The sequence below is a fragment of the Zhongshania marina genome, assembly GCF_002915595.1.
GTDB lineage: Bacteria > Pseudomonadota > Gammaproteobacteria > Pseudomonadales > Spongiibacteraceae > Spongiibacter > Spongiibacter marinus_B.
This window is the reverse complement of sequence record NZ_PQGG01000009.1, coordinates 83,594-98,057: the sequence shown is the minus strand read 5'-3', so window position 1 is coordinate 98,057 and position 14,464 is coordinate 83,594. Positions and strand designations below refer to the sequence as shown.

The 14,464-nt window shown below is 47.0% G+C and carries 12 protein-coding genes; 11 read left to right on the top strand and 1 reads right to left on the bottom strand.

Annotation, left to right across the window (positions count from 1 at the left end; genetic code table 11):
- Positions 1-99 precede the first annotated feature (99 nt).
- Entirely contained in the window at positions 100-2,322 is a 2,223-nt protein-coding gene (locus C0068_RS04110) for a 4Fe-4S binding protein (RefSeq protein WP_103683227.1), read from the bottom strand.
- Between the two features lie 229 nt (positions 2,323-2,551).
- Between C0068_RS04110 and C0068_RS04105 the strand changes: the two genes are divergently transcribed.
- From C0068_RS04105 to C0068_RS04055, 11 genes are all read left to right on the top strand, one after another.
- The gene (locus tag C0068_RS04105) at positions 2,552-4,852 is read left to right on the top strand and encodes a TonB-dependent receptor (protein ID WP_103683226.1); all 2,301 of its coding nucleotides are present in this window, start codon (positions 2,552-2,554) and stop codon (positions 4,850-4,852) included.
- Positions 4,853-5,206: 354 nt separating this feature from the next.
- Positions 5,207-6,388 carry a porin gene (locus C0068_RS04100; RefSeq protein WP_103683252.1) on the top strand — a complete coding sequence of 394 codons (1,182 nt, stop codon included), beginning with the start codon at positions 5,207-5,209 and terminating at the stop codon, positions 6,386-6,388.
- A gap of 250 nt (positions 6,389-6,638) precedes the next feature.
- Entirely contained in the window at positions 6,639-8,159 is a 1,521-nt protein-coding gene (gene exaC / locus C0068_RS04095; protein WP_103683225.1) for an acetaldehyde dehydrogenase ExaC, read from the top strand.
- Between the two features lie 445 nt (positions 8,160-8,604).
- The gene (pqqA, locus tag C0068_RS04090; RefSeq protein ID WP_103683251.1) at positions 8,605-8,676 is read left to right on the top strand and encodes a pyrroloquinoline quinone precursor peptide PqqA; all 72 of its coding nucleotides are present in this window, start codon (positions 8,605-8,607) and stop codon (positions 8,674-8,676) included.
- A 54-nt stretch (positions 8,677-8,730) separates the two neighbouring features.
- Positions 8,731-9,729, top strand: a complete 999-nt coding sequence (gene pqqB, locus C0068_RS04085) for a pyrroloquinoline quinone biosynthesis protein PqqB (protein ID WP_103683224.1) — start codon at positions 8,731-8,733, stop codon at positions 9,727-9,729.
- Positions 9,726-10,496, top strand: coding sequence for a pyrroloquinoline-quinone synthase PqqC (pqqC, locus tag C0068_RS04080; RefSeq protein WP_233208730.1), 771 nt, complete (start codon positions 9,726-9,728; stop codon positions 10,494-10,496). The genes pqqB and pqqC overlap by 4 nt, the downstream gene beginning before the upstream one ends.
- On the top strand, positions 10,493-10,777 hold the full coding sequence (pqqD, locus tag C0068_RS04075) for a pyrroloquinoline quinone biosynthesis peptide chaperone PqqD (protein WP_103683223.1): 285 nt from the start codon (positions 10,493-10,495) through the stop codon (positions 10,775-10,777). The genes pqqC and pqqD overlap by 4 nt, the downstream gene beginning before the upstream one ends.
- Positions 10,770-11,885 carry a pyrroloquinoline quinone biosynthesis protein PqqE gene (gene pqqE, locus C0068_RS04070; RefSeq protein WP_103683222.1) on the top strand — a complete coding sequence of 372 codons (1,116 nt, stop codon included), beginning with the start codon at positions 10,770-10,772 and terminating at the stop codon, positions 11,883-11,885. Before pqqD ends, pqqE begins: the two co-directional genes overlap by 8 nt.
- Positions 11,885-12,973 (top strand): ABC transporter substrate-binding protein, encoded by a 1,089-nt coding sequence (locus C0068_RS04065; RefSeq protein ID WP_103683221.1) that lies wholly within the window; start codon positions 11,885-11,887, stop codon positions 12,971-12,973. The genes pqqE and C0068_RS04065 overlap by 1 nt, the downstream gene beginning before the upstream one ends.
- Before the next feature lie 10 nt (positions 12,974-12,983).
- Positions 12,984-13,724 carry an ABC transporter permease gene (locus C0068_RS04060; protein WP_103683220.1) on the top strand — a complete coding sequence of 247 codons (741 nt, stop codon included), beginning with the start codon at positions 12,984-12,986 and terminating at the stop codon, positions 13,722-13,724.
- The gene (locus C0068_RS04055; RefSeq protein WP_103683219.1) at positions 13,721-14,458 is read left to right on the top strand and encodes an ABC transporter ATP-binding protein; all 738 of its coding nucleotides are present in this window, start codon (positions 13,721-13,723) and stop codon (positions 14,456-14,458) included. The genes C0068_RS04060 and C0068_RS04055 overlap by 4 nt, the downstream gene beginning before the upstream one ends.
- Positions 14,459-14,464 lie beyond the last annotated feature (6 nt).

Here is a 14,464-nt window from a genome sequence, read left to right as displayed (position 1 = left end):
GAGCTGCGGATAACAATTCAACTAAAGTCGTAAGCACTATGCGAAATTAGTTGAATTTGTAGCCTAGTGATGTGATCAGCTGACAGCTCAGGGGAAAAACTATTTCCCCTGTACGATTCTGACAGGTTCGATAACTTCTGGTGTATGCCGTTTTGCTTTTTTGTTGGCAGACATCGTTGCCGCGCATTGTTGCGGGTCCTGCAAGATAACTACGCATTCTAAGCATTGAATACACTCTTCGTAATCAATGTCGCCAGTTTTTTTAATGGCATCAACACCGCAGCGGTGTTTGCAAAGCTGACAGGGGGTGCCGCATTCCTGCCGTCTATCGAGCCACTTGAAGCGGTGAAACTTACCCATAATGGCCAGTGCTGCGCCTAGTGGACAGAGATAGCGGCAGTAAAATTTATGAACGAACAGGCCTAAGCCAAGAATAATTACGGCATAGATAACAAATGGCCATTCGCGGATAAACGCCAGTGTGACCGCTGTTTTGAAGGGTTCAATTTCTGCCATTTTTTCAGCAGCGGTCAGTGAATAGGGCGCAAGTACCAGCAAGGTAATCAGAATAAAATATTTAAATTTCAGCATGCGTTGATGGGTATTTGACCTGATATTCCATTGTGTGATGTTGAGCTTAGCCGCTATATTGGCAAGAAACTCTTGCATGACGCCAAAGGGACATAGCCAACCACAGAATAGGCCCCGACCCCATAAAATCAGTGAAAGGGCGGTGTAGCTCAATAGAATAAAAATAATGGGGTCTAGCAGAAAAACGTGAATATCGAAGCCGTTTAATGCGCCTACGAGTAGTGCGATGAGATTCACGATTGAGAGCTGGCCTTGGGCGTAGAAGCCAATATACATAAGCGTGAATAATAAGAAGCCTCGTCGAAACCACAGAAAACGCCGACTATTCATGACCAGCCTGCGCTGCATAATAAACGCGATGCTGAGTATGATTAAGCTTAGTGTGAGAATGGCTATGTCTGTGAGGCGGCCCTTCCAAATCTTGACCCACATTGCCTCTGGTTTGCTGATGTTTGCGGTGTCGATCTTATTGAATAGCTCACTTGGCAGCTGGTACTCACTCTTAACAATAATATTGTCGTGAACTAAATGATTGCGGTCTAGCTTAATACTTAACACCATTTGCATTGCGGCGCTGGGGTCGAATCCGGCCTGTGGTCGTATTTTAAATATACGTAAATTGTCTAAATCTGGAGCGCCTTTCGGCAATGTAGCCATGCTGCTATCAAAGAAATTAATATCGCGCAGTGTAATCGGCAAATTATGCTGCTCAAGACTGATACGCTCGGGGATAGTGCCAGGACGAAATTCCTCACCTAAGTAATCGTAAAATCCCTCAGACATTATCAAAATGGCTTGCTCGCCATCACTAAGTTTAGCCATCAGCTTGGCATAGTCGGCGTCGCCGAGAAGGTTTCTGCCAATGCTCGGTGCGTTTAAATAGGCGTAATAGATCTGGGTGTGGTCGTAGCTTAAATCTAGCTGCTCTGAGGGGTAGCTAGACAGTGACTGACCGAGTTGATCTTCAAAATCACTTATACCCAAAGACCAGTGTTTTACAAATTCTAGGTTTAATAATTCTTGCCAGTTTAGTTCCTTAAACAGTTCTGTACGCACCGAGGCGGGAGCTTGTTGCGCAAAGGCGGGCAGTACGCGTCTGGCAACCTCGCGGGCAGAAGAGAGTATCGTGTCGTTAATGACAATAATTGATACAGTAGCTTTGGTAACACCGTCGAAGTAAGTATTGTGCCTGTCTTCCATCTGTCCGGTTTTACGGCCGCCAAACATAATGCGTTCAGATAAAGTGTGTTGTGGATATTGGTCGAGAAAGGCTCTTAAGGGCTTTGGTCCAAGACCGTGAAGAAAAATAGGCTCATGATGATGAAGTATTTTGAGATCTGAAAATCTGCCGTCGATATCTAGGCCAATCAGAATATTAATTCGTTCTCCAGAAAATCCCTTAAAGTCTACAAAATGATTAGATTCATAGGCATAGCCAATGATTTCATTGAGTTGATATACCGACCAAATTTGGGATTCAGGGTCGAGTTCTGGTGGGCGTGTGGCGCGGGGGAAGAGTGTGAGTATCTCATTTTCTATACTATGTGGCTCATTTAGATTCGCATAGGCGATATTTAGAGAGCCGGCATATAAGTATAAAAATATAATGACGAGCAATAGCTTTAAATCTGGACGCACGCGGAAATTTTGGAAAGAAGGGTGGCTAAAAATCGTTAGATTGGCGAAGACGAATTTTGACCGTGGAGATAAGTCCTTGCCTGATATAAACATGACGGCACCAGTTAATATTATCTGCTAATTAGAGGTCGGGCGCTGGGGCAGTGTCTATCAGGTAGTGATGTCAATGAATAGCACTTAACGTGCAGTTGCCTACTACTTTAGGTGAGAATAAGACGAAAGTAGTAGCTTGCAGAATTTGATTAACCACTTTGGTTTAATTGTCGCGTAGTGCTCACAGCGTAGGCTAGGTCATTTAGATACTGCGTTGTGGAGAATAATAATGATTAGCTTACCGGTCAGTCATAAGTGGCCTTTTCGTGGCCTGGTATTAAGCCTGTTTTTGCCGTCATTGTCGGTCGCTGAAACGGAATACAAGCTCGTTGAAAATGTCAGGGTAGTCGGCATGTCGCCAATGGGTGTCGGTTCACTTACCGAGCTTTCGCCATTTCAAGTACAAATTTTCTCGGCAGAAGATATCGACAAAGACAAGGCTTACTCCGTAGCAGAATTTTTAAACCAGCATGGCGGCGGAATCTCCGTTAACGACGCGCAGAATAATCCTCTGCAGCCAGATATTCGCTTTCGTGGCTATGCGGCATCGCCGCTATTGGGCTCTTCGCAGGGTTTGGTGGTGTATTACAACGGAGTTCGTGTAAATGAGCTATTTGGCGACACGGTGAATTGGGATTTATTACCGGCTAGCAGTGTGCAAGAGATGGCCTTGATTGCGGGAGTGAATCCCATCTTTGGACAAAATGCGCTGGGCGGCGCCATTGTTATTAAAAGTAAAACAGGATTTAGCTCGTCTCAAGGCGCTATAGAGGTGAGCGCGGGCTCGTTTGGTCAGCGCGCAATTTCAGTATCGAAGGGCGTGCACGGAGAAAATTGGGGTGGGTTCCTAGCCTTAGAAAAATATGAGGAAGACGGCTGGCGAGATTATTCACCGACGGAGGCGAGAAATTTATATGCGTCGCTAAGTCGGCACGATGATAGCAGTGAGCTCGATGTATTTTTTAATTTCTCTGATACCTATTTAAAAGGCAACGGTGCCATTCCCGTTGGTTTGTTGGAGACAGATAGAGAAGCAGTTTTCACACATCCCGATTTAACAGAAAATCAGATGAGTATGACGAGTATAGTTTACTCCCGCTGGTTGTCCGATGAGCTAAAGCTTTCCGTTAATGGCTTTTATCGCCAGGTGGATACCCGAAGTTTTAATGGTGATGGCACTGAATTTGAAGAGTGTGATGCACCAAATGATGATTTTTTGTGTGAAGACGACAGCGATGAGCTAGCGCGAGACCAGTTTGATAATGCCGTTAGTGGCGAATTTGATGCGGTCAATAATATCAGCCGCAGGCGGCAGCGAAGCTGGGGTGCTAGTGCGCAGATTTATTGGCATCTTGATACCGGCTCAGTGAATCATCACATCACGTTGGGCGCAGATTATTTGGCGGGCATTACTGATTTTGATTCTCAGGTCGAATTTGCAAGTTTGACCGATGTTAGGTCGACCACACGATCTGGTCTTTATGACGCTGAGGGTTTCACTTCCTTGCGCGCCAGTACTGATATGGCTGCACTGTATTTTTCTGATACGGTCGAGCTTAGCGATCGACTCAGTCTAACGGCCATTATGCGCTATAACGTAGTAGACGTTGGCGCAAAGGACTTGAGCGGAGACCGGCCAGAATTAACGGCCAAGCATAGTTACAAGAGCTTAAACGGAGGGCTTGGTGCGCGCTGGGTATTGACCGACGCTCTCAGTGTTTACGCCGGTGTTTATCAGTCATCTAGGGCGCCAACACCAGTGGAGTTGGCGTGCTCGCATCCGGATGCGCCGTGCATCTTACCCAATACCTTCCTAGCCGATCCGCCACTGAAAGACGTGGTGGCGCGAAGTGTTGAATGGGGTTTGCGTGGTAAGTCCGCTAGCTATAGAGCGGTGTTGGCGTGGAATATCGCCTTATTTGCTACCGTTAATCAAGACGATATCCATTTTCAAACGGTGGGTGGTGTTTCATCCAATGAAGGGTTTTTTACGAATATTGGTGATACACGGCACCAAGGTATTGAGGTAAGTGGCTCGCTAACTAGTGGGAAATGGCTTTTGGATATAAGTTATACCTATCTCGATGCATATTATGAAACTTCGTTTATTTCGTTTTCGCCGAATCATCCTAATAGTGTCGACGGTGCATTGGCGGTAGAAAAGGGCAGTAAAATTCCGTCCATACCCGAACATAGTGCAAAGTTTTCTCTTGGCTATCAGTGGACTGAGAGCGTGAATAGCAATATTGCAATTAACACCAGTAGTGGGGCGTATTTGCGCGGTGATGAAGCGAATCAAGACAATAAGACAGGGTCGTATATTGTTGTAAATGCTAATCTTGAATATAAGCCAACAAAGAATATTGGATTAAACCTTCAAGCAAAGAATATTTTTGATGAAGAGTATGAGCGCTTTGGCCTTTATGGTGAGCCTGATGAAGTTATAGATGATTTAGAAAACGAAAGCCCCCGATTTCTTAGTCCGGCTGCACCGCGTAGTCTTGCGATCGGCATAAAATACAGTTGGTAGGCTGTACTACTCCCCGCCCTGGTGTGAAAATTTTTGGGGTGGGGAGCTCTAATCATGCTATAGCTTAAAGTACATTCCCTTCTTAAAATATAACGACTATTCCCCCCAGTTTGCCCCATATTTCGTATGGCTGATTTACTTTAGTTATCATCTCATCCTTTAGAAGTAGCACTTTATTCATTAGGTCTTATATCCATAAGACGTTTCATTGTGCCGCAAGGTGGTATGGGGAAATGCGCAGAATTTGCGCATATTAAGTCCGTCGCAGCAGGCGTTGCGATGGAGTTAATGGCAGCGTGCAAAATATTGCGACGCAAAAGATGGCTACAAAAGCCAATAATTTTGGGGGAACTCATGAATAAGAAATTAATAATACGGCACATGGTTTCTGGCGCTACCGCGCTGGCATTTAGTATTCCGGCGATGGCGGCTGTAGAAGTTTACAATCAAGACGACACGACGGTTTCGATTGATGCATCTTTCAATACCTTCTTTGTTCGAAGCGACACTGATAATGAGCTTAGCGGTGTGGATCGTACACAGTCGAGAATCAAAATGGGTTTGTTGCCTAACTGGGTAGGATTCAACTTCAGTAAACAGGTTGGTGATCTGAAAGTGGGTGGGCGTTCATCGTTTTGGGTAACGATTAATGACAGCGACACCGGAGTGACATCCACGGGTATTGATGTTCGCCAGTTCTACGCGACGATTGATGCTGACTGGGGGCAAGTGCTATTCGGTAAAGATTTTACCTTGTTTAGCCGTTCTAATATCTTCTTAGATGAAATGTTGCAGGGCTATGGTGCAGTAAACGACACCTTGGGCTTGGTCGATGGACAGGGTGTTTCTTTTGGACATATTGGTAGCGGCTATCACTATCCATTCCCTCATGCGCAGATTACATACCGTACACCAGACTTTGGTGGTGGCTTCAAGCTAGCACTTGGTTTGATTGACCCAGGTAACACAACAACGGATACCGGTGCGGGGCGAAGCAGTGAAGAAAGTTTGCCACGTTTTGAGGGTGAGCTGACGTACAACACTTCATTTGGCGACGGGAATTCAGTTACCGCTTGGTTGGGCTTTTTACAACAAAGTTCGGAGAGCGATGCGGCAGGTGTTGACGATGTCGATTCACAAGGCTTTTCCTACGGCGCTAAATTTAAAACCGGCGGCTTTGCATTAAACCTTTCAGGATTTTCTGGTGAAGGATTGGGTTTGTTGCTTGGACCAGCAACTGACTCGGCGCTAGGTTTGCAAAATTTAATTTCCGAAAATGGCAAAGAAGTAGACAGCGACGGCTATGTCGCACAAGCCTCTTACACCATGGGTGCGGAACGCTTTGTAGTTTCCTACGGTGAAACCACTGTCGAAACCTCGACAGAGTGGAATAACAGTACCAGCCAAGTTGCTTGGTTCCACGACATTAACTCGGTGCTGCGCACCGTAGTGGAGTACAACGTAAATACCTTGGAAATTGGTAGCGCTGAAGAAGAAACCAGCACTATTGCGCTAGGGCTTATCGCAAACTTTTAATCACGCATCTCCCCTTAGGTCGTAGCTTTCCGGATTCTCTCTGCTAGAGGTGGGGAGAATCCGGATTTTTTATGTGCGCTTAAAGGCCTATCTTTTACCGCATTTACGACTAAGTGATTAAGTTTTGAGAGACCAAAGTACAGTTAATTATTTTTACTAATACACCTAGCATGATGTTTAAGAGCTCTGATCATGGATTGGGCTATTTATAAATTTGATCGTGTTAATACAATAAAGCGAGGTTGGAAAAATGATATACGCGCAACCAGGTGACGCCGGCTCAGTAATCACATTTAAGCCACGGTATGAGAACTTTATCGGCGGTGAATGGGTGGCTCCCATTGATGGAAAGTATTTCTCTAATATTACCCCAGTAACTGGGATGGCATTTTGCGAAGTGCCGCAATCATCGCCGGCTGATATTGAGTTGGCTTTGGATGCGGCGCATAAGGCCAAGGATGCATGGGGCAGAACATCGCCCGGTGATCGCGCCAATGTGCTACTTAAAATTGCAGATTGCGTTGAGCGCAACTTGGAAATGTTGGCGGTCGCAGAAAGCTGGGAAAACGGTAAAAGTGTACGTGAAACCTTAAATGCTGACTTACCTTTGGTCGTTGACCATTTTCGCTATTTTGCGGGTTGTATTCGTACCCAAGAAGGTACGGCAGCAGAGTTAGATGACACTACTGCAACTTATCATTTTCACGAACCTCTTGGTGTTGTGGGTCAAATCATTCCTTGGAATTTTCCGCTGTTAATGGCGGCATGGAAATTAGCGCCTGCACTAGCTGCTGGTAACTGCGTGGTAATGAAGCCAGCCGAGCAAACCCCAGCCAGCATTTTGGTGTTAATGGAAGTGATTGCAGATGTTGTACCTGCCGGTGTGATTAATATTGTTAATGGTTTCGGCAAAGATGTTGGCTCGGCATTGGCAACTAGTTCCCGCATTGCCAAAATTGCCTTTACCGGCTCTACCGCCGTCGGTGCGCAGATTTTGAAGAATGCCGCTGATAGCATGATTCCATCAACGGTCGAATTAGGCGGTAAGTCGCCTAATATTATCTTTGAAGATGTGATGAATTACGAAGAAGACTACATCAGTAAATGTGTTGAAGGTCTATTGCTGGGCTTCTTTAACCAAGGGGAAGTGTGTACCTGTCCGTCTCGTGCCTTAATACATGAGAGTATTTACGAAGAGTTTATGGAGCGCGTAATGGTGCGCGCAGCTCAGATTAAGCAGGGGAATCCACTGGATACCGACACCATGGTGGGGGCGCAAGCGTCATTGCAGCAGCTAGAAAAAATTCTTAGCTATATGGATATTGGTCGTGCAGAAGGCGTAGAGATGTTGATTGGTGGTAGCCGCAATGTCCTAGAGGGTAATTTGGCCGGCGGCTACTATATGCAACCTACTTTGATGCGCGGTCACAATAAAATGCGAGTTTTCCAAGAAGAGATTTTTGGGCCAACATTGGGTGTGACCAGCTTTAAAGACGAAGCAGAGGCTTTGAGCATCGCGAATGATACTGAGTACGGTTTGGGTGCCGGTGTTTGGACCCGCGATATGAATCGTGCCTACCGCATGGGTCGCAGTATTCAAGCGGGTCGGGTCTGGACAAACTGCTACCACGCCTATCCAGCCCACTCAGCCTTCGGAGGTTATAAAAAATCGGGTATTGGCCGTGAAAACCACAAAATGATGCTGGATCATTACCAGCAAACCAAAAACCTGTTGGTGAGCTATAGCACCAGCCCGCTGGGATTCTTCTGAGTCTCGGGCCGCATTACGCGGTTTAAATAACCCAAGTAGCTTGTGTGCCGCCTGTCCCCGGTGCGAGTACACAAGCTATTACATGCTCTAGTTTAGGCCGCTGCGGAAGTGAAGGCTGCAGTACGTCTCTGTGTCGATGAGTGTGTTTGGGTTGGTGCAACCTAAGTCAGTGGGGTGTACCAATTGTTAGTAGAACGTTGTGTTTGCCGCGGCCTCGGGTCGCGGCTTTTTTTTGCGCAGTGTTTTGGCGTGGCTTTTATCACGTTTTTCTTTGTATTTCTTACCTATGACCCAACACCAAAAGGGGGCTCGGTATAGGTCTAAAGTACAGTATTAGCATCGGTGTGTGGTGCTTACTATTTGAGTGTAGTAGGGGCGGTTTGACCGTTAGCTACCGCTTTGCACGGCAAACTCAATAATTAGTTGAATAAAAGAGGAAAGTCTTATGTGGATAAAACCAGCATACCAAGATCTGAGGTTGGGCTTTGAAGTCACTATGTATTTCGCTAACCGTTAAATTGCTGGCTGCCCGAACGGTGTTTGGGTGGCCGCATCAGAGAAGTAGGTCGCAATGAGAGTTCATGTATTAGGTTCTGCCGCAGGTGGCGGATTTCCACAATGGAACTGCAATTGCCAGAATTGTTATGGCGTTCGCAATGGCAAGATACGAGCAGTGCCGCGAACCCAGTCATCGATTGCAGTTAGCTTAGACGGTATTCGGTGGCTATTAATTAACGCCTCACCTGATATCCGAGCGCAGCTAGAGGCCAGCGTGGCTTTGCAGCCTAAGCGCGGCTTGCGGGATACCGGTATTGGCGCGGTAGTCTTAGTAGACAGCCAAATTGACCACAGCAGTGGATTGCTAATGTTGCGCGAAGGCTGCCCATTTGACGTTTACGCTAGCCGCATGGTGCATCAAGATTTAAGTAGCGGATTTCCAATTTTTACCATGCTTGAAAGTTGGAATGGCGGTATTAACTATTGCGAGCTAGCCATCGACGGCAGTGCAATTACCCCCACCGGATTTGACGGCTTGCAGATCACTGCGGTACCTATTTGTGGCAAAGCGCCACCGTATTCTCCCCATCGTAATGACCCGCACCCAGGCGATAATGTGGCCTTGTATATCCAAGATATCCGTTCAGGAAAAAGTGTGTTTTATGCGCCTGGTCTAGGTGGTTTAGATGAGCCGGTAATCGACTATATGATTCGCAGTGACTGCTTATTAGTAGATGGTACGTTTTGGCGAGAAGACGAAATGATCTTTGCCGGCGTAGGGACAAAGCTAGCTAGAGAGATGGGGCATCTGCCGCAGTCTGGTCGAGGCGGTATGATTGATATGTTGCGCTGCTTTCCGGAGCAGCGAAAAATTCTTATTCACATAAATAACACCAACCCCATACTCGATGAAGATTCACCTGAACGCGCGCTGCTGAACAAGGAAAACATCGAAGTAGCATATGACGGTATGGAGATAGCCTTAGATGCTAGCGAAAGCGTAATTGGTAAAACCAATAGACTAGCCGCTGATATTACTGCTCAGATTGATAATCAGAGGGCAGGGCAGTGATAGCTGCTAGGCAAGAAAGCACTGTTGCTGAGGCACTGTCGCTAACAGAGTTTGAAAAGAAGCTGCGTGACAAGGGGCGCTTATATCATATCCATCACCCTTTTCACGTTGCCATGCATCAGGGCCTGTGCAGCAAGACTCAAATTCGTGCTTGGGTTGCTAACCGCTTTTACTATCAAAGCAATATTCCTATTAAAGACGCTGCAGTGCTAGCTAACTGTCCTGATCAGGCGACGCGCCGCGAGTGGGTACAGCGAATAATTGATCACGATGGCCGCGGTGACGATCTTGGCGGTATAGAGGCGTGGTTGTACCTAGGTGAGGCCTGTGGTCTAAGTCGTGAAGATTTATTGAACCATCGTCATGTGCTACCCGGTGTTCGTTTTGCTGTGGATGCCTACGTGAACTTCGCGCGCCGCGCGAGTTGGCAAGAGGCGGCGTGCTCGTCACTAACGGAAATGTTTGCGCCAGAAATTCATCAGCGACGCTTAGACACTTGGCCCGAGCACTACCCGTGGATTGATACTAAAGCCCTAAGCTATTTTCGTAAGCGCTTGAGTGAGGCGCGTCGGGATGTTGATCACGGTCTAAGTGTGACCTTGGATTACTTTCGCAGTGCGGCGCAGCAGCAGCATGCACTGAATATTTTGCAATTTAAATTAGACATACTGTGGTGCTTGCTCGATGCCATCAGCATGGCTTATGTCTACGATCGCCCACCCTATCATCATCTCAAAAACGAGCAGATTTTATGGAGTAGCGTATGATGCACGCAGATAGCGTTGCTAGTGTAGTACCGGTATTGAGCCGTCATTTTCGTTTGCAGTGGGAGCCTGTGCAAGACAGCTTTGTGCTGCTTTATCCTGAGGGCATGGTAAAGCTAAATGCCAGCGCCGGCGAAATTTTAAATGCCTGTGATGGCAAGAAATCAGTAGCTGAAATAAGTGAATATCTAGAAAATAAATACCCCGATGCCGAGGGCATTTTCGGCGACGTAATAGAATTTTTCTCAGCGGCAGAAGATAAAGGTTGGACGCATTTTGTCTAGCCGGATAGGACCACCGCTGTGGCTGCTTGCCGAGCTAACCTATCGTTGCCCGCTGCAGTGCCCATATTGCTCTAACCCCCTTGAGTTCGCGCAGATTAAAGACGAATTAAGTACCGAAGAGTGGCTGCAGGTATTGCGTCAAGGTCGAGAACTTGGGGCCGCGCAGTTGGGGTTTTCTGGTGGCGAACCACTATTACGGCAAGATTTGGAGGACCTAGCCCGTGAAGCTCGCGGTTTGGGCTATTACAGCAATTTGATTACCTCGGGAATGGGCTTAAATTATGAGCGCGTTAGTGCCCTAAAATCAGCTGGTCTAGATCATATTCAGTTAAGTTTTCAAGACAGTGAAAAAGAACTTAACGACCAAATTGCCGGAAGTCATAAAGCCTTTGATAAAAAATTAAAAATGGCGCAGGTGGTAAAAGAATTTGATTACCCCATGGTCATTAATTTTGTTTTGCATCGACACAATATCGACCATATAGAATCAATACTGGATCTCTGCTTGCAACTTGGTGCCGACTACGTCGAACTGGCCAATGTGCAATATTATGGCTGGGGTTTACATAACCGAGACGATTTAATGCCGTCTGCGGATCAACTTCGTTATGCGGAGGAAGTCACTCAGCGTTATCGCACGCAGTATCAAAATAAAATGCAGCTTATATTTGTTGTGCCGGATTATTATGAGACGCGGCCAAAAGCTTGCATGAATGGTTGGGGTTCCGTATTCCTGACCGTAGCGCCGGATGGTTTGGCGCTTCCCTGTCACAGCGCCAGAGATCTACCTATTAGCTTCCCTAATGTAAAAACCACGGCTCTAAAAGATATTTGGTATGGCGCAGATGGGTTTAATCACTACCGTGGCGATGAATGGATGGCTGAGCCCTGTCGGACTTGTCCAGAAAAAGAAAAGGACTTTGGTGGCTGTCGGTGCCAGGCGTATTTACTGACGGGGCAGGCTGAAAATGCAGACCCGGTATGTGATAAATCGCCGCATCACCATGTAATTCAAACGGCGGTGATGCAGGCGCAGAATCGTGAACGCGATGTTCGACCTCTATTGTTTAGAAATACGACGCACTCGAATCAATTGGCGAGGCGGTGATGTTGATATATTTCCGCTTCTGCAAGGCAATGACGCATCGGATTGTAGGTATAAATTTTGCTGTATTGCTGCTCAGCTTGAGCTTAGTTAGCTTTTCCAGCTTTGGTGCGGCAGAGGTATTGCGGGTAGGGGCGCTTAAATACGGCACCGTGAATTGGGAGCTTGATGTTATCAAGCGTCATGGTCTAGATAAAAAGCACGGTTTCCAATTGGAGGTACTTGAGCTGGGTTCGCCACACGCCACAGTCGTGGCCCTACAAGGTGGTCGCGTTGACCTAATTGTGAATGACTGGGTGTGGGTAAATAAACAGAAGAATACCCAGCGTGATTATGGTTACTCGCCGTATTCAACGGAGATTGGCGGCATGGTAGTTGCGGCTGATTCAGGAATACATTCTTTCGCTGATTTACGTGGTAAACGTATTGGCGTGGCAGGTGGTCCGGTAGATAAGGGATGGTTGCTATTTCGCGCCTATTCCAAAGAAAAGCTTGGTGTCGATCTGGCAGAAATCAGCAAGGTGAAATATGCGGCTCCGCCTTTACTAAATCATCTCCTATTAAACGGTCAGCTAGATGCGGTTATCAATTATTGGCATTACAACGCCCGCTTATTGGGCGAGGGAATGCGCAGCTTAGTAAGTACAGAACAACTTTTAAACGCCTTAGGTTTTGATAAAAAAGTACCTATGCTCGGCTGGGTATTTGATCGCGCTCAGGCAGAGAGTCGCCGAGGACTAATGAACGCGTTTTTTGCGGCCTCCTTTGAGGCGAAGGCGCTGCTAGCACGTTCAGATGAGGAGTGGGATACTATTCGGCCGCTTTTAAAAGCCACCAATGATCAGGTTTTTGTTGCACTTAGAGATGCGTATCGATCAGGTATTCCAGATGCGCTGAGCCAGGAAGATGCTCAGGCGATACGCAAAATCTACGATATTTTATATCCGCCACTGAATCAGGGGGTGGCAGCGGAGTCTGATACGCCTGTCATGTTGCGTGCAAAGAATTCAGAACCCAGCAAGCGTAACAACAATAATAAGTTCGACGAGGGGATGTTCTGGTGGCAGTTTTTGCGGCCCCAGGAGTCCTAATGTGAGCTAATTGGCAGCGGCAACGTGGCGATTACTATCCTTTGTAAGCTTGCTAGCGTGCTGGCAGGTCGTTGTTATTTTTTGGCAGCCGCAGCTGCTGCCAAGCCCTGTCGATATTGCTGAGCGGGTCTGGCTGGAAGGCGTTAGCGGGAGCTTGTTAGCGAATCTGCTAGCTACCATGCAAAGAGTGGGCTTGAGCTTTTTATTTGCGATGTTACTTGGTGTTCCTCTCGGCTTGTGGATGGCTTATTCACGCAGAGCAGACCTGTTGCTGGACGGAATTAATACGATATTTATGAATATCCCAGCCTTGGTCGTCATTATTCTCTGCTTTTTATGGCTTGGCTTAAACGAGAAAGCGGCGGTGGCGGCGGTGGTGATCAATAAAATCCCCGTTATTGTGGTAACCATGCGCGAGGGTGGTAAAGCGATTGATTTTAAACTAATGGCGGTGGCTAGAGCGTTTAATCTATCCCGCCGAAGAACGCTTATCGATGTTTACTTTCCACAGCTATACCCCTATTTATTGGCAGCAACCCGTGCCGGATTGGCTTTGGTCTGGAAAATTGTATTGGTGGCAGAGCTTATCGGGTGCAGTAATGGTGTGGGATTTCAATTGGGCATTTATTTTCAATATTTCGATATAGCGGGCATTTTGGCTTACACCTTTGCCTTTGTCGGCATTGTTTTAATTTCGGAGGCTGGGCTTATTCGGCGCTGGGAAAGCTCAGTCATGCGGTGGCGGACATGATGACGGTGAATATTGCAAATAAGAGCTACTACAGGGATGGGGCAGCGGCGGCGGTTATTCAGGATCTTGCATTTGAAGTGAAAACCGGGGAATTTTTGGCTATTGTCGGTCCCTCTGGCGCAGGTAAGAGCACCATGCTTAACCTAATTGCTGGTGTGGATACAAAGTTTGACGGCCGCATAAGCCACAGTAATAGTAATACGGGGTCTCCCAAGCTCGGAATCATGTTTCAAGAACCGCGTTTGATGCCGTGGCTTACGCTGCTAGAAAATGTATGCTTGGTGTCGGATTCACCAAATAGTACACTGACAGCGGTAAGGGCAGAGGCCATGTTGAATACCGTGGGTATCGCCGCTTCTTCTGCGCAGTACCCCAGCCAGCTTTCTGGCGGTATGCAACGCAGAGTCGCGCTAGCTAGAGCGCTAATGTCTGAGCCTGATGTTTTGCTGCTAGACGAGCCATTGGTGTCATTAGATCAGCCTGCGGCAATGGAGTTGCGGCAGTTACTACTTACGGTGTGGCAAAAGCACAAGTTTACAATTGTTTACGTGACTCATCAGTTAGAAGAAGCGATCACATTGGCAGACCGGATTTTGTTTTTGTCTGCCACGCCAACTAAAATTATCAGGGAAGAGTGCATCGACTTGCCGCGTCCGCGTCAATTATTGGACGTTGACGCATTGCGAATAAGTTTGTGCGACAGAGAAGGTTTGTTGAGTGGCCGTTTGGGCTGATTTAAT